The organism is Pseudomonas sp. BLCC-B112 (genome assembly GCF_028550695.1).
Classification (GTDB): Bacteria; Pseudomonadota; Gammaproteobacteria; order Pseudomonadales; family Pseudomonadaceae; genus Aquipseudomonas; species Aquipseudomonas danubii.
In genome coordinates this window covers 366821-391084 of sequence record NZ_JAQQGK010000001.1, presented here as the reverse complement: position 1 = coordinate 391084, position 24264 = coordinate 366821, and the positions used below count along the sequence as shown (strand labels likewise).

The following is a 24264-nucleotide window of genomic DNA, read 5'->3' as shown; positions in this document are numbered from 1 at the left end:
TCTCAGAGTTCGACCACTACCGCTTGCGCAGCGCGGGTCGCCTTGGCCCGGGCGGCCTCGATCGACTCATCACGAGCCAGAGCCACGCCCATGCGGCGCTGGCCGTTGACCTCAGGCTTGCCGAACAGGCGCAGCGCAGTGTCCGGCTCGCTCAGGGCGACGCCGAGGTTGGCGAACGCGGTCTGGGTGGATTTGCCTTCTACCAGAATCACTGCCGAAGCCGATGGACCGAACTGACGGATCAGCGGAATCGGCAAGCCGAGGATCGCCCGCGCATGCAGGGCGAACTGCGACAGATCCTGGGAAATCAGGGTCACCAGGCCGGTGTCATGGGGACGCGGCGACACTTCGCTGAACCACACCTGATCGCCCTTGATGAACAGCTCCACGCCGAACAGGCCGCGGCCGCCCAGGGCTTCGGTCACTGCCTTGGCCACACGCTCGGATTCGGCCAGGGCTTTGGGGCTCATGGCCTGAGGCTGCCAGGATTCCTGGTAGTCGCCCTTTTCCTGACGATGACCAACTGGCGCACAGAAAGTGGTGCCGCCTACGTGGCGCACGGTCAGCAGGGTGATCTCGTAGTCAAAATCGATGAAGCCCTCGATGATCACCCGGCCCTTGCCGGCACGCCCGCCTTCCTGGGCGTAGTCCCAGGCTTTCTGTACGTCATCGACACTGCGCAGCAGGCTCTGGCCCTTGCCCGAGGAGCTCATCACCGGCTTGACCACGCAAGGGAAACCCAGGTCTTGCACCGCCTTGGAATAGTCTTCGAAGGTATCGGCGAAATGGTAAGGCGAGGTCGGCAGGTCCAGCTCCTCAGCCGCCAGACGACGAATGCCTTCACGGTTCATGGTCAGCGAAGTGGCCCGGGCGGTGGGGATTACGGTGAAGCCTTCAGCTTCCAGTTCCACCAGGGTCGCGGTAGCGATGGCTTCGATTTCCGGAACGATGAAGTGCGGCTTCTCAGCCTCGATCACCGCCCGCAGGGCCGCACCGTCGAGCATGTTGATCACGTGGCTGCGATGGGCCACCTGCATCGCCGGCGCATTGGCGTAGCGGTCCACGGCAATCACCTCGACACCCAGGCGTTGCAGCTCGATCACCACTTCCTTGCCCAACTCACCACAGCCACAAAGCAAGACGCGGGTCGCGGTTGGCGACAATGGAGTTCCGATACGAGTCATCTGAAGGTCCTCAAAGGAGCGGATCATCGAGGGCCGAGCGCCAGGCGGGCGACCCATGGGGAAAGAGCGCGGCATTTTACATGAACCGCGGGGTTTGACTCAGCCGGCGCACGCCGCTTTGCGCAAACGCCAGGCCATCGCCAGCCAGACCACGGTGACCCCGGCGAACTTCGACCCCAGGGCGGTCAGCACAACCCCGGGGGTCAGCGCATCGATCATGCCGTAGAAGATGAAGGTATCCAGGGGAATGCTCAGGGCCGAACTGATCCACAGGCGATCATGCAGGGGCCGCTTGGTGATGCTGAACACCAGCCAGTCGATGCATTCCGAGACGGCGAATGCCGTGGCACTGGCCAGAGCAATGGTCGGGTCGGAGGTGACATAGGACAACACCAGGGCCGCCAGCATGGCGACGATGGCGCCATGGCCGAAGCGAGTCTGCACCATGTCCCGCAGGACAAACACCAGCCCGCCCCAGGCCGACCAGACGATATCCAGTTGCGGCGCGACGGAAAAGGCGTAATTGATCAGCACGACGCTGCTGATATAGGCGATCAGGAAAAGCATGGGGGCCAAGGGTACCTATCGGGAAGGAGCACAGGTTACTGCAGGCCCGGGGTTGGGCCAAGAAACCCTTGCGCCGGCAGCTGGCTCCTACGCATCGCCTGCGGGAGCTGGCTTGCCGGCGAACGGGCGGATCAGCTCGCCGAGCTGGAGCCGATCATCCACAGCAAGCCACTGGATTTGGCCCGCTCATGGCACAGGGCCAGGACTGCGCGGCGCTCGCTGTTGTCCATGCGACTCCAGCGAGTGATTTCATCCACCGTGCGCTGACAGCCGGTGCAGATGTCCTGCTCATCCAGGGCACAGATGCTCACGCAAGGCGAGGCGACGGGTCTTTCAGGGGCGGTCATTGTTCTTGCTCAACCAGGTCTCGGGCATAACGTTGAGCATTATGAACGTAGTGGGCGGCGCTGGCTTCGAGCATTTTCTTCTGCGCCTCGGTCAGTTCGCGAACCACTTTGCCCGGCGAGCCCATGACCAGCGAACCGTCAGGTATTTCCTTGCCTTCGCCGATCAGCGAATTGGCGCCGATGATGCAGTTCTTGCCGATCTTCGCGCCATTGAGAATGACCGCGTTGATACCAATCAGGCTGTAATCGCCCACGGTGCAGCCATGCAGCATGGCGTTATGGCCGATGGTCACGCCGGTGCCCAGGGTCAGTGGAAAGCCCATGTCGGTGTGCATCACGGCGCCGTCCTGGACGTTGCTGTGCTTGCCGATCAGGATCAGTTCGTTGTCGCCACGCAGCACGGCGTTGAACCACACACTGGCCCCCTCTTCCAGCTTGACCTTACCCACCAAGGTGGCGTTCGGGGCCACCCAGCTCTGTGGATGGGTGTCGACTCGGGCGTCGCCCAGGCGGTATTTCATCTTGTTGTCCTTATGGTTCAGGCAGCCGCGGGTTTATGCCATGCCAAGCCATGGCTTCAGGTGTCGATAAAGGTTTTCGGCGGGTGATGCAGGCTGATCTTGGCGTCGTACAGCAGGTTGACCAGTTCGACCACCATGATCGCGGTCAGACCCCAGATCTTGTACTCGCCGAAGCGGTAGCTGGGGACGTACCAACTGCGGCCCTGATAGTCGATGCGGTGGGTGTGTTCACGGGGGTCCTGGCGAAAGAACTCCAGAGGAACGCTGAAAACGGCAGCGATCTCGGCATCATTGGCCTGGTATTCGACATAGTCGGGAATCACCCCGACGTAGGGTGTGACCTTGATCCCGTGCAGGGAAATCAGTGGGCTCAAGGGGCCGATGACTTCCACCAGTCCCGGCGGCAGGCCGATTTCTTCTTCGGCCTCCCGTAGCGCGGTGAAGATCAGGTCCGGGTCTTCCGGATCGCGCCGGCCACCGGGGAAGGCCACTTCACCACCATGGGTCGAAAGCCCGCTGGCGCGCAGGGTCAGCACCAGCTCCGGTTCATCGCTGCGGGTGATCGGCACCAGCACCGCAGCCTCGGGAAAACGTCGGTCGGTCTCCAGCGTTCTTGGCGTGTAATGGCTTACCCGATGAAGTAGCTCGTCCAGCATGAGGCATCTCGATCTGTTGGCTACCGTGCATCATGCACCAATCCAATCGGTGGCCCAACCCCTGCTCTCGGGCATGTCGCTTAACGACAACTTGCCGACAATCGGGCGGCGCGCCAAGATAGCCCCAGCCTTTTCGGATACCCCACATGAAATTTTGCAGCCAGTGCGGCAACCCGGTGATCCAGCGCATTCCCGAAGGCGACTCGCGCCTGCGCTTCGTCTGCGATCACTGCCAGACCATCCACTACCAGAACCCCAACATCGTCGCCGGCTGCCTGGCCACCTGGGAGGGCAAGGTATTGCTCTGCCGTCGCGCCATCGAACCGCGCCTGGGCTACTGGACCCTACCGGCGGGTTTCATGGAGAACGGCGAGACCGTGGAACAGGCGGCCATCCGCGAAACCTACGAGGAAGCCTGTGCCCGGGTACGCAACCTGAACCTCTACACCTTGATCGACGTGCCGCACATCAGCCAGGTGCATGTGTTCTTTCGCGCCGAACTGGCCGACCTGGACTTCGCCGCCGGTCCCGAGAGCCTGGAGGTGCAACTGTTCGACGAAGCCGATATCCCTTGGTCCGAGCTGGCTTTCCGCACCGTCGGTCGTACCTTAGAATGCTTCTTCGCTGACCGGCGGGCACAGGCATTTGCCGTGCGCTCCGAATCCATTCCGCCGCTCTCTCAGCCTGCCATCAGTTAAACAATAAAAACGTGCACGGACTCTGTGCGCGCCTGGGGATATGGTGTCAATGCGCTGGTTGCTTGCCCTGCTGTGCTGTTCCGTCGTCACTCTGTCTCAGGCCTCCACGGTGGAAACCCTGGACGGCAAGGTCATCGAAAAGGTCCTGGTGCTCAAGTCCGCCCATCAACTGCAGTTGATCAATGGCGGCAAGCCACTGAAAACCTATCGGATTTCCCTGGGCAAGAAGCCCAAGGGGCCCAAGCTCATGGAAGGCGATAAACGCACCCCCGAAGGCCTCTACTGGCTCGACTGGCGCAAGACCAGCGACCGCTACAACCTGGCCATGCACATCTCCTACCCGAACATCACCGATGCCGCCCGCTCGCGTCGCGAAGGGGTCAATCCCGGCGGCATGATCATGATCCATGGCACTCCAGACACCGAAGAGTTTCCCGAGCAGTACTTCCACACCCTGGACTGGACCGACGGCTGCATCGCCATGCGCAATGTCGACATGCGCGAAGTCTGGAGTCTGGTCAAAGACGGCACCCTGATCGAAATTCGCCCTTAATCCCTACAGCACAAAAAATATTTTCCTCCCCGCCGCCCTCCCCCGGCGCGCATACCACTTGGCGACCCGCCCCGGGTCGCCACCTCGAGCTATAGCCTTCGCGGCCAGACCTGCCTAATACCACTTCAATCCTTTATCCTCCTAAGCACCCAGAAAGCGCCCGATCTACTGCACCTCCACCTGATAGGTGGCGTTGACATGGTATTTAAGTGGTATTAGTTTTTCGGCATTACCGGGCGACAACAACCTCATAACCGCATCGGAAAACCTACAGATGAATCACCTCCTGACCCTGCGTCCCGACGACTCTCAGCCGACCCCGCTGTACCTGCAACTGGCTCGCAACCTGGAAGCGGCGATTCACTCCGGCCAATGGAAAGCCGAGCAGGCGCTGCCTTCGGAACGCAACCTCAGCGAACTGCTGGGCATCTCCCGGGTGACTGCGCGCAAGGCCCTGGAAGTCCTCTTCGAACGGGGCCTGATCCGACGCAGCCAGGGCTCGGGCACTTTCATTACCCCGCGCCTTGAGCAACCGCTGTCGCGCCTTTCCGGGTTCAGCGAAATGCTGCGCCTCAAAGGTTTCGTCCCCGGTTCGCAATGGCTGGAACGCACACTGACCCCGCCGACCCACGAAGAGCTGATCCGCCTCGGCCTGTCGCCCAACGACAAGGTGGCGCGCCTCAAGCGCCTGCGCAAAGCCGACGATGCGGTCATGGCGATCGAGATGAGCACCTTGCCGGCCAGCATCATTGCCCAGCCCGAGGCCGTCGGCGACTCGCTCTACGAGTACCTCGACAGCATCGGCCGTCCCGTGGTCCGGGCCCTGCAGCACATCCAGGCGATCAACGCGTCGGACGAATTCGCCGCCCTGGTGGGCATCGCCCCCGGCACCGCGATGCTGCTGATGACCCGGGTCGGCTACCTGGAAGACAACACACCGATCGAAGTCACCGACACCTATTGCCGCAACGACTACTACGACTTCGTCGCCGAACTGCGACGCTGAATCCGCCCCCTGGAGCCAGAGAAACGCCCATGTCCGAAGAGAACATCCTCACGCCCCAAGGCTGGGTCCGCGGCCGCCTGATCCATGAGCACGGCAAAGTCGTCGCCATCGAAGGCAGCCCCTGCGACCCGGCGGACAACGACCTGCCCTACCTGCTGCCGGGCTTTATCGACCTGCACGTCCACGGCGGTGGCGGCAAGGACGTCATGCAAGGCCGCACAGCCTTCGAGACCATCACCCGTACCCATGTGCGTTTCGGCACCACCTCGCTGCTGGCCACCACCATGACCGCCCCCAGCGAAGAAATCAGCCAGGTTCTGGCTGAGCTTGGAACCTACGCCGAGCAGCGCCCCCAGGGCTGTGCCCGGGTCCTCGGCGTGCACCTGGAAGGCCCGTACATCAATCCCGGCAAGCTCGGTGCACAACCCAACTTCGCCCACACCGCGCTCATGGCGGAAGTGGAGAAGTACCTGCAACTGGCGCCCATCCGGGTGATCACCATTGCCCCGGAAATCGCCGGCCACGACGCCCTGATCCGTGCCCTCAGCGCGCGTGGCGTGCGCATGCAGATCGGCCACACCCTGGGCAGCTACGAAGAAGGCGTGGCCGCCCTCGCCGCCGGCGCCACCAGCTTCACTCACCTGTACAACGCCATGAGCCCGCTGCATCACCGCGAACCCGGCATCGTCGGTGCGGCCCTGGCCCACGCCCAGTACGCCGAGCTGATCCCCGACCTGCTGCACGTGCACCCCGGTGCCATGCGCGTGGCCCTGCGCTCGATCCCCTGTCTGTATTGCGTCACCGACTCCACCGCGGCCGCCGGCATGCCCGACGGTGAGTACAAGCTGGGCAGCCACACCGTGACCAAGTGCCTGGGCGGCGTGCGCCTGCCGGACGGCACCCTGGCCGGCAGCACCCTGACCATGGACCAGGCCCTGCGCAATCTGGTGAAGATCGGCCTGCCCCTGGCGGACGCTTCCCAACGCCTGTCGCAATTTCCCGCCGACTACCTCGGCATCCCTGAACGCGGCCGTCTGCAACCTGGCAGCTGGGCCGACAGCGTGCGCCTGGACCGCGCACTCACACTGACCGCCGTCATGGTCGAAGGAGAAGACATTGACTTCAAAAATGCTTGAAGAGGCCCTGTCCTCGCACGCTGCCGTAAGCAGTCAACTGCAGCAGCTGGATGCGTCGCTGCTCGAAGTCGCCGGCCGCCTGCGTCGCCAGCCGCCACAAGTGGCCATGACCGTGGCCCGGGGCAGTTCGGACCATGCCGCCAGCTACTTCGCCTACCTGACCATGCAACAGGTGGGCATCCCGGTGGCCTCATTGCCGATGTCCGTGGTGACCATGCAACAGGCCCCCCTGCGGGTCAGCGGCCAGGCGGTGTTCGCCTTCTCGCAATCGGGCCAGAGCCCAGACCTGGTGAACAGCGTGCGCCTGCTGCGCAAGCGCGGTGCCCTGAGCGTGGCCATGGTCAATGCGCAAAACAGCCCTCTGGAGGCCGCCAGCGAATTCTCCCTGCCGCTGTACGCCGGTGCCGAACAGAGCGTGGCCGCTACCAAGAGTTTCATTGCCACCCTCAGCGCCAGCGCCCGCCTGATCGGTCACTGGAACGAGGACAACCACCTGCTGGAAGCCGGCCTGGCGCTGCCCGAAGGCTTGCAGCAGGCCGCGACCCAGGACTGGGACCTGGCGGTCAACACCCTGCGCGATTGCCAGCGGCTGATGGTCATCGGCCGCGGTGCCGGCTTCGCCATCGCCCAGGAGGCCGCGCTCAAGCTCAAGGAGACCTCGGCGATCCAGGCCGAAGCCTTCAGCAGCGCCGAAGTCCGACACGGCCCGATGGCATTGATCGACCAGGACTACCCGTTGTTGGTGTTCGCCCCACGTGGCGCCGAACAGGGCGGCTTGCTGAGCCTGGCCGCCGACATGCGCCAGCGCGGCGCCAAGGTGCTGCTGGCGGCACCGGATGACATCGGCGAACGGGACCTGACCCTGAGCCGCGCGGAACACCCGGCGCTGGACCCGATCCTGGCGATCCAGAGTTTCTATGTGATGGCCGCCGGCCTGGCCGAAGCCCGCAGCATGGACCCCGACCAGCCGCGTCACCTGAGCAAAGTGACCCGCACGCACTAAGCCCTTTTGATCGATGAGTACTGCGCCATGCACAACAACAATAACGACCTGACGCTCAGTGCCCCCCTCAGCGGGCCTGTCCTGCCGCTACACAGCGTCCCCGACCCGGTATTCGCCAGTGGCGCCATGGGTGACGGGATTGCCATCGACCCGCTCAACGACACCCTGCACGCCCCTTGCGCCGGTGAAGTAATCCAAGTGGCGCGCACCGGGCACGCCGTGACCCTGCGGGCAGCCAATGGTGCCGAACTGCTGCTGCACCTGGGCCTGGACACGGTCGAACTGCAAGGTGAAGGGTTTGCCCTGCTGGTGGAGCAAGGCCAGCAGGTCAGCGCCGGCCAGCCCCTGCTGCGGGTTGACCTGGACCATGTGGCGCAGCATTGCCGAAGCCTGATCAGCCTGTTGATCCTGACCAACGGCGAGAGCTTCGACCTGCGCCCCCTGCCCCTGTCCGCGGTCAAGGTGGGCGAGCCCTTGCTGCACATCAGCCGACGCGCCAACGCTGGCCCGCAACCGCTGGCGCAAGAGCCATCCGAACAGCAGGCCAGCGCCCGGATCAAGGTAGCCCATCGCGGCGGCCTGCATGCCCGCCCAGCCGCCCTGGTGCGCCAGACCGCCCTGGGTTTCAACAGCCATTCGCAACTGACCTTCAAGGACAAGAGCGCCCCCTGCACCAGCCTGATCGCCCTGATGAGCCTGGGTATCGGTGAACAGGATGAAGTGCTGGTCAATTGCCAGGGCGCTGATTGCCAGGACGCCTTGCAGGCGATGCTGCTGACCCTCGGTACCGCCATGGCCGCGGATGCCCATGGCGAAACCCCGGCACCGGCACCGGTCGCCAAACGCCCCGTGGAAGAGGGCGTGCTGCCGGGCGTCTGCGCCGCACCGGGCCTGGTGTGCGGGCCATTGGTGCGGCTCAACGCCATGGTCCTGGCAGAGGATCATGACCAGCATCCGCCCGAGCCCCAACGGCAAGCATTGAGTGCTGCCCTGGAGCAGGTGCGCGGAGAAATCCGCCACACCCTGGAGCAGGCCCGGCAACGCCGCGACCAGCAGGAACAGGACATCTTCAGCGCCCACCTGGCCCTGCTCGAAGACCCGACCCTGCTGGACGCCGCCGAAGCCGCCATTGCCCAGGGCCGCGCAGCCACCCATGCCTGGAGCGCAGCGATTGCCGAGCAATGCCAGATCCTGCAGCAACTGGGCAGTGCACTGCTGGCCGAACGCGCCAACGACCTGCGGGACCTGCAGCAACGCGTTCTGCGGGCCTTGCTGGGCGAAGCCTGGCACTACGACCTGCCACCCGGAGCGATCGTCGCCGCCGAGGAGTTGACCCCTTCCGACCTGCTGCAACTCAGCGCCCAGGGCGTGGCCGGGCTGTGCATGGCCGCCGGCGGCGCCACCTCCCATGTGGCGATCCTCGCCCGCGGCAAAGGCCTGCCCTGTCTGGTGGCCATGGGTCCAGAAGTGCTGGGCCTGGACGGCGACCGCCAGGTGGTGCTGGATGCCGACGGCGGGCGCCTGGAACTGGCACCCGGCCCGCAGCGCATCGCACAGGTGCAACAGGCTGGTGAAACCCTACGCCAGCGCCGTGCACTGCAACAGCAAAAAGCCCATGAGTCCGCCCTGACCCAGGACGGCCAGCAGATCGAGGTGGCAGCCAACGTGGCTTCCAGCAATGAAGCCCGGGACGCCCACCTGGGGGGCGCCGATGGCGTCGGCCTGCTGCGCACCGAGTTCCTGTTCGTCGATCGCCTGACCGCTCCGGATGAAGCCGAGCAGCTAAAGGCCTATCAGGCGGTGCTGGATGCCATGGGCGACAAGCCGGTGATCATCCGCACCATTGATGTTGGCGGCGACAAGCAACTGGACTACCTGCCTCTGCCAGTGGAAGCCAACCCGGTGCTGGGCCTGCGCGGCATCCGCCTGGCTCAGGCCCGCCCGGAACTGCTGGACCAGCAACTGCGGGCGCTGCTCCAGGTCAGCCCAGTGCAGCGCTGCCGGATCATGCTGCCAATGGTTACCGAAGTGGCCGAACTGCTGCATATCCGTCAGCGCCTGGATCGGCTCGCGGTGGAGCTGGGACTGAGCCAGCGCCCGGAGCTGGGGGTGATGATCGAAGTACCGGCTGCCGCGCTGATGGCCGAGCAACTGGCGGAACACGCCGACTTCCTGTCCATCGGCACCAACGACCTGTCCCAGTACACCCTGGCCATGGACCGCGACCACGCTGGCCTGGCAGCCCGGGTCGATGCCCTGCACCCCGCCCTGCTGCGGCTGATCGCTCAGACCTGTGCCGGCGCCGAGCGCCACGGACGCTGGGTCGGGGTTTGCGGCGCACTGGCTTCCGATCCGCTGGCCACCCCCGTCCTGATTGGCCTGGGGGTCAGCGAGCTGTCGGTCAGCCCGCCTCAGGTCGGCGAGATCAAGGACCGGGTTCGCCAACTGGACGCCGGCCAATGCCGCCACCTCAGCCAACCGCTGCTCAACCTGCCCGGCGCCACCGCAGTCCGTCAGGCCTGCGAACGGCTTTGGCCTCTGCACTCATAACAAGAATTCCAGGAGAGACGCCATGTACCAGTATTTCATCGAGGGCCTGCAACGCCTCGGCCGGGCGCTGATGCTACCCATTGCCATCCTGCCGATTGCCGGCCTGCTGCTGCGCCTGGGTGACACCGATCTGCTGAACATTCCCATCATCCACGATGCCGGACAGTCGATCTTCGGCAACCTGGCGCTGATCTTCGCCATCGGCATCGCCGTGGGCTTTGCCAAGGACAACAACGGCACCGCCGGACTCGCCGGGGCCATTGGCTACCTGGTGATGATCTCGACCCTCAAGGTGCTGGACGCCAGCATCAACATGGGCATGCTCGCCGGGATCATCAGCGGGCTGATGGCCGGCGCGCTGTACAACCGCTTCAAGGACATCAAACTGCCGGAGTACCTGGCGTTCTTCGGCGGTCGGCGCTTCGTGCCCATCGCCACCGGCTTTACCGCCGTGGGCCTGGGGGTGGCGTTCGGTCTGATCTGGCCGCCAATCCAGCAAGGCATCAACAGCTTTGGCCAATTGCTGCTGGAAAGCGGCAGCTTCGGCGCCTTCGTCTTCGGTGTGTTCAATCGCCTGCTGATCGTCACCGGCCTGCACCACATCCTCAACAACATGGCCTGGTTCATCTTTGGCAGTTTCACCGACCCGAGCACCGGCGCGGTGGTCACTGGCGACCTGACCCGCTATTTCGCCGGCGACCCCAAAGGCGGCCAGTTCATGACCGGGATGTTCCCGGTGATGCTGTTCGGCCTGCCCGCCGCCTGCCTGGCGATGTACCGCAACACCCGGCCGGAGCGGCGCAAAGTGATGGGCGGGATCTTCCTGTCCATGGCCCTGACCTCCTTTCTGACCGGGGTCACCGAGCCCATCGAATTCGCCTTCATGTTCCTCGCGCCCCTGTTGTATCTGGTGCATGCACTGCTGACGGGCGTGGCCATGGCCCTGACCAATCTGCTGAACATCCACCTGGGCTTCACCTTCTCCGGTGGCGCCATCGACATGGCCCTGGGCTGGGGCCGCTCCACCAATGGCTGGAAGGTGTTTCCTGTGGGGCTGCTGTATGCGGTGGTGTACTACCTGGTGTTCGACTTCTGCATCCGCCGCTTCAACCTGAAGACACCGGGACGCGAAGACAGCCCCTCCGGCGAGAAATCCGAACTTAACGCCGATCAGCGTGCCGCGGCCTACATCAAGGCCCTAGGCGGCGCGAGCAACCTGATCACTGTCGGCGCTTGCACCACGCGCCTGCGCCTGGAACTGGCGGATCGCAGCCTGGCTATGGACGCCGAACTGAAAACCTTGGGCGCCATGGCTGTGGTACGCCCCGGCAAGGGCGGCAGTTTGCAGGTGGTGGTGGGACCGATGGCCGACAGCATTGCCGACCAGATCCGCCTGGCGCTGCCAACCTCGGCCACTGTCAGGGTGACGCCGACGCCTGTAGAAGCCGCACAGCAGATCGACATTTCCAACCAGGAAGCCCAGCAGTGGCTCAGCGCTCTGGGTGGTCGGGAAAATCTGTTGCAGATGGATTGCGTGGCCCTGACCCGGTTGCGGGTGCAACTCAGTGACAGCCGCAGCCTGTCGGAGTCGGCGCTCAATGCCCTGGGCTGCCAGGGTACGCGGCGCCTGGAGGGGGATGTCTGGCACGTGCTGATTGGCGAGAAGGCCGAAGGATTGCAGGCCGCTCTGCAAACGCTGCTGCACAAGAAGGTGGAGGCGAGCGCCTGAAGCCGTCTTCGCCGGCAAGCCGGCACCTACACCGCTCCTACAGGTGCCGGCTTGCCTGAAAAGGCCCACAAAAAAACCCGCTGACCGTCTCCGGTGCAGCGGGCTTTTTATCGGTGGATAACCTTAGAACGCTTCCAGACGCCAGACTTCATAGGCCGGCGTCTCGTAGGGATGGCTCTGCTTGAGAGCCGCCACTGCATCAGCAATCAGTTCATCGGCCACCACCAGCTCGACTTTCCATTCCTCCACTCGCTCCACCTGCCCGGTCTGCCCGAGAAACGGCTGGCTGCCGTCCAACGGGCGAAACTGGCCCTGGCCGAGCACCTGCCAGGCGCACTGGTCATAGGCGCCGATACGTCCGCCACCGGCGGCAAACACGGCACTCTTGACCAACTCCACATGGCTGGGAGGCACGAAGAAGCTGAGCTTGTACATCAGCCTCAGTTCACCCAGGCGCGAGCGTTGCGGAACATGCGCATCCACGCCGCGTCTTCGTTCCAGTCATCCGGACGCCAGGAGTTCTGCACGGCACGGAACACCCGCTCAGGGTGCGGCATCATGATGGTGACGCGACCGTCGCGGCTGGTGAGGCCGGTGATCCCGCGCGGCGAGCCGTTCGGGTTGGCCGGGTAACGCTCGGTGACCTTGCCATGGTTGTCGACGAAGCGCAGGGCCACGCAACCGGACAGATCGGCTTCCAGCAGCGCCTCTTCGCTTTCGAACTCCGCATGACCTTCACCGTGGGCGATGGCAATCGGCATCCGCGAACCGGCCATGCCCTGCAGGAAGATCGAGTTCGACTCCTGGACCTGGACCATGGCCACCCGGGCTTCGAACTGCTCGGAGCGGTTGCGCACGAAGTGCGGCCAGAACTCGCTGCCCGGGATCAGCTCGTGCAGGTTGGACATCATCTGGCAACCGTTGCACACACCCAGGGTGAAGCTGTCGGTACGTTCGAAGAAGCCCTGGAAGGCATCCCGCGCGCGGCTGTTGAACAGCGCCGACTTGGCCCAGCCTTCACCGGCACCCAGTACGTCGCCGTAGGAGAAGCCGCCGCAGGCAACCATGCCCTTGAAGTCGTTGAGGTCGACACGACCGGCGAGGATGTCGCTCATGTGCACGTCGATAGCGTTGAAGCCGGCGCGGTCGAAAGCCGCGGCCATTTCCACCTGGCCGTTGACGCCCTGCTCACGCAGCACCGCCACCTGGGGACGCACGCCTTTCTTGATGTACGGCGCGGCGATGTCCTGGTTGACGTCGAAGCCCAGCTTGACGCTCAGGCCCGGGTTGTCTTCTTCCAGCAGGACGTCGAATTCCTGCTCGGCGCACTCGGCGTTGTCCCGCAGGCGCTGGATCTGGTAGCTGGTTTCTGCCCACTGACGCTGCAGCAGACGACGCTGGCCGGTGAATACGCTTTCGCCGTTGTAGGAGATGCTCACTTCACCGTTGTTGATCGGCTGGCCGATCACGGCCACGCAGTCGCCCAGGCCGGCAGCGCTGAACTGGGCCAGCACGTCCGGGGTCGCGTCCTGACGCACCTGGATCACCGCACCCAGTTCTTCGTTGAACAGGATGGCGGGGATTTCCGCAGCGTTTTCCGCGACAGCGTCGAGGCTCAGGTTCAGGCCGCAGTGACCGGCGAAGGCCATTTCCACGGCAGTGACCAGCAGACCGCCATCGGAACGGTCGTGGTAGGCCAGCAGGTGACCGTCGGCGTTGAGGCCCTGGATCACCGCGAAGAAGGCTTTCAGGTCTTCGGCGTCATCGACGTCCGGCGCTTGCTTGCCGAGCTTGCCGTGGGTCTGGGCCAGGATCGAGGCGCCCATGCGGTTCTGACCGCGACCGAGGTCGATCAGGATCAGGTCGGTGGTGCCCTTGTCCATGCGCAGTTGCGGGGTCAGGGTCTGACGAATGTCCGCGACCGGTGCGAAGCCAGTGACGATCAGCGACAGCGGCGAGGTGACGCTCTTGTCCTGGCCGTCTTCATTCCAGCGGGTGGCCATGGACATGGAGTCCTTGCCCACCGGGATGGTGATGCCCAGCTCTGGGCACAGCTCCATGCCCACCGCCTTGACGGTGTCGTACAGACGCGCATCTTCGCCCGGGTGGCCGGCAGCCGACATCCAGTTGGCGGAGAGCTTGATGTCGCTGATCTTGTTGATCCGCGACGCCGCGATGTTGGTCAGGGTCTCGCCGATGGCCATGCGGCCGGACGCCGGGGCATCCAGCAGGGCCAGCGGAGTGCGCTCGCCCATGGCCATGGCTTCACCGGTGTAGACGTCGAAACTGGTGGCGGTCACGGCCACGTCGGCCACCGGCACCTGCCATGGGCCGACCATCTGGTCGCGAGCCACGAGGCCGGTGATGGTGCGGTCACCGATGGTGATCAGGAAGCTCTTGCTGGCCACGGCCGGGTGGTGCAGGACGCGCTCGATGCTCTCGGCGATATCCAGGGTGCTTGGATCGAAATCATCACCCAACTCGGTTTCCCGAACCGCCGAACGGTGCATGCGCGGGGCCTTGCCCAGCAGCACTTCCAGCGGCATGTCCACCGGGCTGTTGCCGAAGTGGCTGTCGGTCACGGTCAGCTGTGGCTCGGCAGTGGCTTCGCCGACCACCGCGAATGGGCAACGCTCACGCTCGCAGATGGCCTTGAAGCGCTCGAAGTCTGCTGCGCCCACCGCCAGGACATAACGCTCCTGGGATTCGTTGGACCAGATTTCGTGCGGGGCCATGCCCGGCTCGTCGTTGGGGATGTTGCGCAGTTCGAAGCGACCGCCACGGCCGCCGTCGTTGACCAGTTCCGGGAAGGCGTTGGACAGGCCGCCGGCACCCACGTCGTGGATGAAGCTGATGGGGTTGTTGTCCCCCAGCTGCCAGCAACGGTCGATGACTTCCTGGCAACGGCGTTCCATTTCCGGGTTTTCACGTTGTACCGAAGCAAAATCCAGGTCCGCCGAGCTGGTGCCAGTGGCCATGGAGGATGCCGCGCCGCCGCCCAGGCCGATGAGCATGGCCGGGCCGCCGAGGACGATCAGCTTGGAGCCGACGGTGATCTCGCCTTTCTGCACGTGTTCGTCACGGATATTGCCCATGCCGCCTGCCAGCATGATCGGCTTGTGGTAACCACGAACTTCATCGCCACGAGGCGTGGTAATGGATTGCTCGAAGGTACGGAAATAACCGGTCAGGGCCGGACGGCCGAATTCGTTGTTGAACGCAGCGCCGCCCAGCGGGCCTTCGATCATGATGTCGAGGGCGGTGACGATGCGCTCTGGCTTGCCATACGGCACTTCCCACGGCTGCTCGAAGCCCGGGATTTGCAGGTTGGACACGGTAAAACCGGTGAGGCCGGCTTTCGGCTTGGCGCCGCGACCGGTAGCGCCTTCGTCACGGATTTCGCCGCCGGAACCGGTGGAGGCGCCAGGGAATGGAGCAATGGCAGTCGGGTGGTTGTGGGTCTCGACCTTCATCAGGATGTGCACCGGCTCCTGCACCGCACCGTATTGGCGGGTATCAGGGTTCGGGTAGAAACGCCCGGCAACGGAACCGACGATTACCGCCGCGTTGTCCTTATAAGCAGAAAGCACACCTTCGCTGTGCATCTGATAGGTGTTCTTGATCATGCCGAACAGGCTTTTTTCCTGGCTCTGGCCGTCGATGTCCCAACTGGCGTTGAAAATCTTGTGGCGACAGTGCTCGGAGTTGGCCTGGGCGAACATCATCAGTTCGATGTCGTGGGGATTACGCTTGAGGCCCTGGAAGGCGTTCATCAGGTAATCGATTTCGTCTTCGGCCAGGGCCAGGCCCAGTTCGCTGTTGGCTTTTTCCAACGCGGCGCGACCACCGCCGAGAATGTCGATGGCCGTCAGCGGCTTGGGTTCGGCGTGGCTGAACAAGCCGGCAGCCTGCTCCAGGTTACCCACGACGATCTGAGTCATGCGATCGTGCAGCGCTTCGGCGATCAACTGCGCATCAGCGTCGCTGAACTCACCGGCGACGTAGAAAGCGATACCACGTTCCAGGCGCTGGATCTTCGCCAGGCCACAGTTACGGGCGATGTCGCTGGCCTTGCTCGACCAGGGCGAGATGGTGCCGAAACGCGGCAGGACCAGGAACAGACGGCCGGTCGGCTCTTGTACCGGAACACTTGGGCCGTACTTCAGAAGGCGCGCAAGCACCTGCTGTTCGTCGCCGGTCAGGACGCCGGTGACTTCGGCGAAGTGAGCGAATTCAGCATACAAGCCACTGACAGCCGGAACCTTCTGGCTCAGTTGCTCAAGGAGTTTGCTGTGGCGAAAGGCAGAAAGGGCAGGAGCGCCGCGCAGGATCAACATCTTCGGGACAGCCTCGGGAAGGGGGGTGTGCTTTGAGGCCGTGCATTCTAACGTAAACCGTTGGCATCGGCACTCGAAACGCAAACCGGGGTGCCCCCGGACGTCGGCCCAGACCCGACGGCCTATAACAAAGGCTCATCAAGGTCATTGCCGTAGGTTATTTTAATCGTCATATAGACGGCCGAAGCCCCATTCTTGAGGCCTCCAGCCCAGGCCACCCGGCGCTAGCAGACAAGCCCTTCGCTGTCGAGATATGGCGGCCGTTATCCTTTGCGTATACTGCGCCAATGTTTTCCCCTATGGCTTTACGTCCGCGCTGCGCCAAGTGGCTCATCGTAACCGGACTCTTCCTGATGCTCGGCGCCTGTGTTGAGAAACCCAGCACCCTTGAGCGCGTAAAGGAGGATGGCGTGCTGCGGGTGATCACCCGTAACAGCCCCGCCACCTACTTTCAGGACCGCAACGGCGAAACCGGCTTCGAGTACGAGCTGGTGAAGCGCTTCGCCGATGATCTGGGGGTGGAGCTGAAGATCGAGACCGCCGACAACCTCGACGATCTGTTCAACCAGCTGGGTCAACCCAAGGGCCCGGTACTGGCCGCCGCCGGCCTGGTCGGCAGCGAAAAGCGCAAGCAGCAAGTCCGGTTTTCCCATCCGTATCTGGAAGTCACCCCGCAAGTCATCTATCGCAATGGCCAGTCCCGGCCCACCAGCGCACAGAACCTGGTGGGCAAGCGCATCATGGTGCTCAAGGGCAGCAGTCACGCAGAGCAACTGGCGGAGCTCAAGCTCAAGTACCCCGGGATCGAATACGAAGAGTCCGACGCCGTGGAAGTCGTGGACCTGCTGCGCATGGTGGACGAGGGACAGATCGACCTGACCCTGGTGGACTCCAACGAACTGGCGATGAACCAGGTGTACTTCCCCAAGGTGCGGGTGGCCTTCGACCTCGGCGACGCCCGCAGCCAGAGTTGGGCCGTGGCCGCCGGTGACGACAATAGCCTGCTCAACGAAATCAACAGCTTCCTCGACAAAGTCGAGAAGAACGGCACCCTGCAACGCCTCAAGGACCGCTATTACGGTCACGTGGACGTGCTCGGCTATGTCGGCGCCTACACCTTCGCCCAGCACCTGCAGCAGCGCCTGCCCAAGTACGAGAAGCACTTCAAGGCCTCGGCCAAACAGGAAAAGGTCGACTGGCGACTCCTGGCGGCCGTGGGTTACCAGGAATCCATGTGGCAGGCCGAGGTCACCTCCAAGACCGGCGTGCGCGGACTGATGATGCTGACCCAGAACACCGCCCAGGCCATGGGCGTGTCCAACCGCCTGGACCCCAAGCAGAGCATCAGCGGCGGCGCCAAGTACCTGGCCTACATCAAGCAACAACTGGACGACAAGATCGAGGAGCCGGACCGTACCTGGTTCGCTCTCGCCGCCTACAACGTCGGCACCGGCCACCTGGACGACGCCCGCAAGCTGGCGGAACGGGAAGACCTGAACCCGAACAAGTGGCTGGATGTGAAGAAGATGCTGCCGCGGCTGTCGCAGAAGCAGTGGTACAGCAAGACCCGCTATGGCTATGCCCGAGGCGGCGAGCCGGTGCATTTCGTGGCCAACATACGGCGCTACTACGACATCCTGACCTGGGTGACCCAGCCGCAGCTGGAAGGCGATCAGGTCGCCGAGGGCAACCTGCACGTCCCCGGGGTCAACAAGACCAAGCCGACGGAAGACAATCCGCCGCTCTGAAAGCCTTCGCCGGCAAGCCGGCTCCTACAGAGGTTGCAGGAATCAGCTTGCCAGCAAAGAGCACTCAGGCCTTGGCTGCAGCCGCCAGGATCAGCGCCTTCATCTCGGCTACCGCGCCCTTGAAACCGACGAACAGGGCATGAGCCACCAGGGCATGGCCGATGTTCAGCTCATTGATGCCCTTGATCGCCGCCACCGCTTCAACGTTGTGGTAATGCAGGCCATGGCCGGCATTGACGATCAGCCCCTGGGCCAAACCTACGGCAACCCCGTCGACGATACGCTGCAGCTCATCGGCCACTTCACTCGGGGTCTGGGCATCGGCATAACGCCCTGTGTGCAACTCGATGGCCGGCGCGCCAACGCGCTTGGAGGCCTCGATCTGACGCTCGTCAGCGTCGATAAACAGGGACACTTCGGCACCGATTTTCGACAAGCGCTCCACCGCTGCCTTGATCCGCGCTTCCTGTCCGGCCACGTCAAGTCCGCCTTCAGTGGTCAGCTCCTGGCGGGTTTCCGGCACCAGGCAGATATGCGCCGGGCGGATGCGCTCGGCAAAAGCCATCATTTCTTCGGTAACGCCCATCTCGAAATTCATGCGGGTCTGCAGCACGTCATTGAGCAGCAGCACGTCGCGCTCCTGGATATGCCGACGGTCTTCGCGCAGGTGCACGGTGATGCCGTCGGCGCCCGCTTCTTCAGCGTCCAGCGCGGCCTTGACCGGGTCCGGGTAACGAGTGCCGCGGGCCTGACGCAGGGTGGCAACGTGATCGATGTTCACGCCGAGAAGAATGCGATTGCTGGTGGTCACGAAAGCGCTCCTGAGTAAATGAAGATTCGGCGCACAGCATACGGGGAGAACAGGGTCCGTTGCCATTTGCGCGAACGCACAATGGCGGCGCCAGATGGACTACCGATGCCGACGGCCAAACAACAGCCAGGCTCAAGGCTTGCGAAACAGCTCGCGACTGACCAGGGGCCGGCCGCCCAGATGCACTGCCAGGGCCTGGCGCATCAGGCGCTTGGCTGCCGACAACGCGCCAGGAGCGCTCCAGTCGGCCTCGGCCATGGCCAACAGCTCGGTGCCATTGAACAGGCCCGGTTGCAGCAGGAACACCTGCTCCAGTCCGGCATCCACCTGCAGGCGATACAGCCCATCGGCAGCGATGGGCGCGCCGTGGATGTCGCTGTCCAGGGCGAAGCCGTAGCCCAGATCGTCCAGCAGGCGCCACTCAAAGGCCCGCAGCAGGGGCTCCAGGGGCCGGCCTTCGGCCAGGGCCAGCAAGGTGGCGGCGTAGTGGTCGAATACCGCCGGATGGGGATCTTCCGCCGGCAGCAGGCGGATCAGCAGTTCATTCAGATACAGACCACTGAACAGCGCTTCGCCATTGAGCCAGGATGCGATGCCGGCACTTTCCATGCGCCCGACGTTCTTCAGCTCGCCGCGGCCGCGAAACTCGACTTCCAGAGGAACAAAGGGTCGCGCCAGGGTACCGGCCTTGCCCCGTGCGTTGCGCAGCACAGCGCGCAGGCGACCTTGGGGGGTAAGGAAATCCACCAATGCACTGCTTTCGCGGTAGGCGCGGCTGTGCAGGACGTAGGCAAGTTGGCCGACTGGAGCGGTGCTGGACATGGTTGCGAGGGATCTCAGGGGCAGAGAGGGAACCGGGTCCGAAGAAGGGGTTGTAGCTGTTCGCCGGCCAGCCGGCTCCTACAGGAAGGTGTAGGAGCCGGCTGGCCGGCGAAGGGCATCAGAGGTCGCCGTAGCCCAGGGAGCGCAAGGCGCGCTCGTCGTCGGACCAGCCGCCCTTGACCTTGACCCAGAGGTTGAGCATGACCTTGGAGTCGAACAGCAGCTCCATGTCCTTGCGCGCTTCCATGCCGATGCGTTTGATCCGCTCACCCTTGTCGCCAATGATGATTTTCTTCTGTCCGTCGCGCTCGACGAGAATCAAGGCATGGATATGCAGGGTCTTGCCCTGCTGCTTGAACTCTTCGATTTCCACGGTGATCTGGTACGGCAGCTCGGCACCCAGCTGGCGCATGATCTTCTCGCGCACCAGTTCGGCCGCCAGGAAGCGGGAGCTGCGGTCGGTGATCTGGTCTTCCGGGAAGAAGTGGTCGTTCTCCGGCAGATGCTTGGCGATCAGGCCTTCCAGGGCTTCGAGGTTGTGCCCCTGCTGCGCGGAAACCGGCACGATCTCGGCATTCGGCAGTTGCTCCTGCAGCCAGGTCAGGTGCGGCATCAGCTCGGCCTTGTCCTCGATGCGGTCGGTCTTGTTGATCGCCAAGATCACCGGCCCCTGCACGTACTGGACACGCTCAAGGACCAACTGGTCCTCGTCGGTCCACTTGGTGCGGTCCACCACGAAGATCACCACGTCCACGTCTTTCAAGGCCGCCGAAGCGGTCTTGTTCATGTAGCGGTTCAGCGCCTTCTCGTTGCTCTTGTGCATGCCGGGGGTGTCGACGTAGATCGCCTGGATGGCGCCTTCGGTCTTGATCCCGAGCATGTTGTGGCGTGTGGTCTGAGGCTTGCGCGAGGTGATCGCCAGCTTCTGGCCGAGGATATGGTTGAGCAGCGTCGACTTGCCCACATTGGGGCGGCCGACGATGGCGACATAGCCACAGCGTGTTGCGGTTGAATCAGTCATGGCCATTCTCCACGCCCAGGGCAATCAGTGCTGCGGCGGCCGCTACCTGTTCGGCAATACGACGGCTCACACCCTGACCTCGGCTTTTTTCATTCAATAAGGTGACTTCACATTCAACGAAGAATGTCCGGCAGTGCGGTTCGCCCTGGATATCCACCACTTCATAACGTGGCAGTTCACAGGCGCGAGACTGGAGGAACTCCTGCAGCCGGGTCTTGGGGTCCTTGTTGGTGTCCACCAGGGTCAGGCTCTCGAACTCCGAGGCCAGCCAGGACAACACGCGGTCACGGGCGGTTTCCATGCCGGCGTCCAGGTAGATCGCACCAATCAGGGCTTCCAGGGCATCGGCGAGGATCGACTCACGACGGAAACCGCCGCTCTTCAATTCGCCGGAGCCCAGGCGCAGGTATTCGCCCAGGTCGAAACCACGGGCCAGTACTGCCAGTGTTTCACCTTTCACCAGGCGTGCGCGCAAACGCGACAGCTGGCCTTCGCGGGCCTGAGGGAAGCGCTCGAACAACGCCTCGCCGGCCACGAAGTTGAGGATGGCATCACCGAGGAATTCCAGGCGTTCATTGTTGCGCCCGGCAAAGCTGCGATGGGTGAGGGCCAGGAGCATCAGTTCCTGGTCCTTGAAGGTATAACCGAGCTGACGCTCGAGACGGCTCAAAGAAACGCTCACGGTTTACCCACGCTGATTTCGTTGCCGAAACTCACCATCCTAGGGGCCGCGCACGAGGTGCGGGTGGCAATTAACGCTGTGTTCAAATCCACATCCTGAATATCGTTGACTGCATGCTTCTGGTCACAAAGCTGTTACGCGATGCCCGAGGGCAAGGGCGTTTTATACAAGAGCCAGAAAAGCATTCGGCGCTGTGTTCAACAGCGCCGTGTGTGATTACTTGATCAGGCCAACCCGCGAGAAATTCGGCAGGTGGCTGAGTTTCGGTTCGGGCCAGCTCATCCAGACTGCGAAGGCCTTGCCGACGATATTCTTGTCGGGAACCATGCCCAGCAGATCCTTGGGAATACTTGGATCGTCCCAGTAGCGACTGTCGTTGGAGTTGTCGCGGTTGTCGCCCATCATGAAGTAGTGCCCGGCGGGAACCACCCAGCGCCCGTCCGGAGCGGGCCGATAGCGACTCATTTCCTTGCGGATCAAGTGCTCGGCGGCACCGAGTTTTTCCTTGTACAGCTCAGCGCTGCCCAGGGTGCCGGGTTCAGCCCCGACCAACTGCTCCGCCACCGGCTGACCATTGACGAACAAGCGTTTGTCGCTGGTGTAGCGCACTTCATCGCCCGGCAGGCCGACCACACGCTTGATGTAGTTGACGTTCGGGTCGCTTGGGTAGCGGAACACCATCACATCGCCGCGCTGCGGATCACCGACTTCGATGACTTTCTTGTCGATCACCGGCAAGCGAATCCCGTAAGAAAACTTGTTGACCAGGATGAAGTCGCCCACATCCAGGGTCGGCTTCATCGAGCCCGACGGAATCTGGAACGGTTCCACCAGGAACGAACGCAGCACCAGGACGATGAACAGCACCGGAAAGAACGACTTGCCGTACTCAACCAGCAGCGGTTCCTTGCTCAGCTTTTCGACCACCAGCCCATCCGGCTGGCTGACGCTGCCCTGATAGTTGGCGATGGCCGAGCGCCGACGCGGTGCCAGAAACACCAGGTCGAGCAACGCCAAGAGACCGCAGACAAAGACAGCGATGACCAGCAACAGCGGGAAATTTAGTGACATAGGACCTAACTATCCAACCTGAGCACGGCAAGGAAGGCTTCTTGTGGAATTTCCACGTTGCCCACTTGCTTCATGCGTTTCTTACCGGCCTTCTGCTTTTCCAACAGCTTGCGCTTACGGCTGACGTCGCCACCGTAGCATTTGGCCAGTACGTTCTTTCTGAGCGCCTTGACGGTTGTCCGCGCCACAATCTGCCCGCCAATGGCGGCCTGGATTGCCACGTCAAACATCTGCCGAGGAATCAGTTCCTTCATCTTCTCGGTCAACGCACGCCCTTTGTAGTGGGCGTTGTCACGGTGGACGATCAACGCCAAGGCGTCGACTTTCTCACCGTTGATCAATACATCCAGCTTGACCAGATTAGCCGACTGGTAGCGATCGAAATGGTAATCCAGCGAAGCATAGCCGCGACTGGTGGATTTCAGGCGGTCAAAGAAGTCCAGTACCACTTCGTTCATCGGCAGATCGTAGGTCACCTGGACCTGGCTACCAAGGAACAGCATGTCGTGCTGCACGCCACGCTTCTCGATGCACAGGGTTATGACGTTGCCCAGGTGCTCTTGCGGCACAAGAATATTGGCCCGCACGATCGGCTCGCGCATGTCTTCAATCGCCGACAGATCCGGAAGTTTGGACGGGTTGTCGACATAGATCGTTTCACCGTTCTTCAACTGCAGCTCGAAGATCACCGTCGGCGCGGTGGTGATCAGGTCCAGGTCGTATTCGCGCTCCAGGCGCTCCTGGATGATCTCCATGTGCAGCATGCCGAGGAACCCGCAACGGAAGCCGAAGCCCAGGGCGTCGGAGCTTTCCGGGGTATACTGCAGCGACGAGTCGTTGAGGGTGAGCTTCTGCAAGGCTTCGCGGAAATCCTCGAAGTCGTCGGAGCTGACCGGGAACAGGCCGGCATAGACCTGCGGCTGAATGCGCTTGAAGCCTGGCAGTACTTCCACGTCCGGGGTCGAACTCAAGGTCAGGGTGTCACCCACCGGTGCTCCGTGAATGTCCTTGATGCCGGCGATGATGAAGCCCACTTCACCGGCCTTGAGGTCAGTGGTGGCGGTGTGTTTCGGGTTAAAGACGCCGACGCTGTCCACCAAGTGGATCTTGCCGGTGGATTTCACCAGGATCTTGTCGCCCTTCTTCACCCGGCCGTGACGCACACGCACCAGGGACACAACGCCCAGGTAGTTGTCGAACCAGGAGTCAATGATCAGTGCTTGCAGTGGGTCTTCGATATTGCCGGTAGGAGCCGGAATCGTGGCTACCAGGCGCTCAAGCACCTCGTCCACACCCAGGCCGGTCTTGGCGCTGCAAGTCACGGCATCGGTGGCATCGATACCGATGATCTTCTCGATCTCTTCCTTGACCCGCTCCGGATCGGCCTGTGGCAGGTCGATCTTGTTCAGCACCGGCATGACTTCCAGGCCTTGCTCAATGGCGGTGTAGCAGTTGGCTACCGACTGGGCCTCAACACCCTGACCGGCGTCCACCACCAGCAGAGCACCTTCACAGGCCGCCAGGGAGCGACTGACTTCATAAGTGAAGTCCACGTGGCCCGGGGTATCGATGAAGTTCAGCTGGTAGGTGATGCCATCTTTGGCTTTGTAATAGAGGGTGACGCTGTGGGCCTTGATGGTGATCCCGCGCTCACGCTCAAGGTCCATGGAGTCCAGAACCTGGGCTTCCATTTCGCGATCGGCCAGGCCGCCGCACATCTGGATAAAACGATCGGCCAGAGTCGACTTGCCATGGTCAATGTGGGCGATGATGGAGAAATTGCGGATATGACTCAAATCACTCACGGATGAACACTCAAAAA

General features: G+C 63.0%; 21 protein-coding genes. 8 read left to right on the top strand and 13 right to left on the bottom strand.

Annotated elements, in window-relative coordinates; translation table 11 throughout:
• Nucleotides 1-2 precede the first annotated feature (2 nt).
• The 5 genes from purT to PQT43_RS01800 form a co-directional block, all read right to left on the bottom strand.
• Nucleotides 3-1184, bottom strand: a complete 1182-nt coding sequence (gene purT, locus PQT43_RS01820) for a formate-dependent phosphoribosylglycinamide formyltransferase (RefSeq protein WP_102878495.1) — start codon at nucleotides 1182-1184, stop codon at nucleotides 3-5.
• 99 nt (nucleotides 1185-1283) lie between these two features.
• The gene (locus PQT43_RS01815; protein WP_102878494.1) at nucleotides 1284-1751 is read right to left on the bottom strand and encodes a VUT family protein; all 468 of its coding nucleotides are present in this window, start codon (nucleotides 1749-1751) and stop codon (nucleotides 1284-1286) included.
• Nucleotides 1752-1882: 131 nt separating this feature from the next.
• Nucleotides 1883-2098 carry a DUF1289 domain-containing protein gene (locus tag PQT43_RS01810; protein WP_102861292.1) on the bottom strand — a complete coding sequence of 72 codons (216 nt, stop codon included), beginning with the start codon at nucleotides 2096-2098 and terminating at the stop codon, nucleotides 1883-1885.
• A complete protein-coding gene (locus PQT43_RS01805) occupies nucleotides 2095-2619 on the bottom strand; it encodes a gamma carbonic anhydrase family protein (protein ID WP_102878493.1) in 525 nt (174 codons plus the stop codon). The genes PQT43_RS01810 and PQT43_RS01805 overlap by 4 nt, the downstream gene beginning before the upstream one ends.
• 56 nt (nucleotides 2620-2675) lie before the next feature.
• The gene (locus PQT43_RS01800) at nucleotides 2676-3275 is read right to left on the bottom strand and encodes a CoA pyrophosphatase (protein WP_102878492.1); all 600 of its coding nucleotides are present in this window, start codon (nucleotides 3273-3275) and stop codon (nucleotides 2676-2678) included.
• 146 nt (nucleotides 3276-3421) lie between these two features.
• Here PQT43_RS01800 and PQT43_RS01795 point away from each other — a divergent pair, with 146 nt between their 5' ends.
• From PQT43_RS01795 to nagE, 7 genes are all read left to right on the top strand, one after another.
• A complete protein-coding gene (locus PQT43_RS01795; RefSeq protein ID WP_102878491.1) occupies nucleotides 3422-3973 on the top strand; it encodes an NUDIX hydrolase in 552 nt (183 codons plus the stop codon).
• Nucleotides 3974-4022: 49 nt separating this feature from the next.
• A complete protein-coding gene (locus PQT43_RS01790) occupies nucleotides 4023-4526 on the top strand; it encodes a L,D-transpeptidase family protein (protein WP_102861288.1) in 504 nt (167 codons plus the stop codon).
• A 274-nt stretch (nucleotides 4527-4800) separates the two neighbouring features.
• A complete protein-coding gene (locus PQT43_RS01785; protein WP_253083722.1) occupies nucleotides 4801-5532 on the top strand; it encodes a GntR family transcriptional regulator in 732 nt (243 codons plus the stop codon).
• 29 nt (nucleotides 5533-5561) lie between these two features.
• On the top strand, nucleotides 5562-6668 hold the full coding sequence (gene nagA, locus PQT43_RS01780) for an N-acetylglucosamine-6-phosphate deacetylase (RefSeq protein WP_102878489.1): 1107 nt from the start codon (nucleotides 5562-5564) through the stop codon (nucleotides 6666-6668).
• Entirely contained in the window at nucleotides 6649-7671 is a 1023-nt protein-coding gene (locus PQT43_RS01775) for an SIS domain-containing protein (RefSeq protein ID WP_272753437.1), read from the top strand. The genes nagA and PQT43_RS01775 overlap by 20 nt, the downstream gene beginning before the upstream one ends.
• Nucleotides 7672-7698: 27 nt before the next feature.
• Nucleotides 7699-10221 carry a phosphoenolpyruvate--protein phosphotransferase gene (gene ptsP / locus PQT43_RS01770; RefSeq protein WP_272753436.1) on the top strand — a complete coding sequence of 841 codons (2523 nt, stop codon included), beginning with the start codon at nucleotides 7699-7701 and terminating at the stop codon, nucleotides 10219-10221.
• Nucleotides 10222-10243: 22 nt separating this feature from the next.
• A complete protein-coding gene (nagE, locus tag PQT43_RS01765) occupies nucleotides 10244-11950 on the top strand; it encodes an N-acetylglucosamine-specific PTS transporter subunit IIBC (RefSeq protein WP_272753432.1) in 1707 nt (568 codons plus the stop codon).
• A gap of 123 nt (nucleotides 11951-12073) precedes the next feature.
• On the opposite strand, the gene PQT43_RS01760 is transcribed toward nagE, so the two are convergent.
• Together PQT43_RS01760 and purL are read right to left on the bottom strand one after the other, a co-directional pair.
• The gene (locus tag PQT43_RS01760) at nucleotides 12074-12385 is read right to left on the bottom strand and encodes a Nif3-like dinuclear metal center hexameric protein (RefSeq protein WP_016967836.1); all 312 of its coding nucleotides are present in this window, start codon (nucleotides 12383-12385) and stop codon (nucleotides 12074-12076) included.
• 5 nt (nucleotides 12386-12390) lie between these two features.
• The gene (gene purL / locus PQT43_RS01755; RefSeq protein ID WP_102878485.1) at nucleotides 12391-16287 is read right to left on the bottom strand and encodes a phosphoribosylformylglycinamidine synthase; all 3897 of its coding nucleotides are present in this window, start codon (nucleotides 16285-16287) and stop codon (nucleotides 12391-12393) included.
• A 287-nt stretch (nucleotides 16288-16574) separates the two neighbouring features.
• On the opposite strand from purL, the gene mltF reads away from it, so the two are divergent.
• Nucleotides 16575-18035, top strand: coding sequence for a membrane-bound lytic murein transglycosylase MltF (gene mltF / locus PQT43_RS01750; protein ID WP_272753430.1), 1461 nt, complete (start codon nucleotides 16575-16577; stop codon nucleotides 18033-18035).
• Between the two features lie 64 nt (nucleotides 18036-18099).
• Here the strand turns inward: mltF and pdxJ are convergent, their stop codons facing one another.
• The 6 genes from pdxJ to lepA all read right to left on the bottom strand — a co-directional run bounded on the left by pdxJ (nucleotide 18100) and on the right by lepA (nucleotide 24247).
• Complete coding sequence (gene pdxJ / locus PQT43_RS01745; RefSeq protein ID WP_123393649.1) at nucleotides 18100-18846, bottom strand: pyridoxine 5'-phosphate synthase; 747 nt, start codon at nucleotides 18844-18846, stop codon at nucleotides 18100-18102.
• A 132-nt stretch (nucleotides 18847-18978) separates the two neighbouring features.
• A complete protein-coding gene (recO, locus tag PQT43_RS01740; protein WP_102861279.1) occupies nucleotides 18979-19668 on the bottom strand; it encodes a DNA repair protein RecO in 690 nt (229 codons plus the stop codon).
• Between the two features lie 118 nt (nucleotides 19669-19786).
• Nucleotides 19787-20689 (bottom strand): GTPase Era, encoded by a 903-nt coding sequence (gene era, locus PQT43_RS01735; protein ID WP_019094760.1) that lies wholly within the window; start codon nucleotides 20687-20689, stop codon nucleotides 19787-19789.
• The gene (gene rnc, locus PQT43_RS01730; RefSeq protein WP_102861278.1) at nucleotides 20682-21371 is read right to left on the bottom strand and encodes a ribonuclease III; all 690 of its coding nucleotides are present in this window, start codon (nucleotides 21369-21371) and stop codon (nucleotides 20682-20684) included. Before rnc ends, era begins: the two co-directional genes overlap by 8 nt.
• Before the next feature lie 216 nt (nucleotides 21372-21587).
• Nucleotides 21588-22442 carry a signal peptidase I gene (gene lepB / locus PQT43_RS01725; RefSeq protein ID WP_102861277.1) on the bottom strand — a complete coding sequence of 285 codons (855 nt, stop codon included), beginning with the start codon at nucleotides 22440-22442 and terminating at the stop codon, nucleotides 21588-21590.
• A 5-nt stretch (nucleotides 22443-22447) separates the two neighbouring features.
• Nucleotides 22448-24247: a translation elongation factor 4 gene (gene lepA, locus PQT43_RS01720; protein ID WP_102861276.1), complete on the bottom strand. Its 1800-nt coding sequence runs from the start codon at nucleotides 24245-24247 to the stop codon at nucleotides 22448-22450.
• Between the last annotated feature and the right edge of the window lie 17 nt (nucleotides 24248-24264).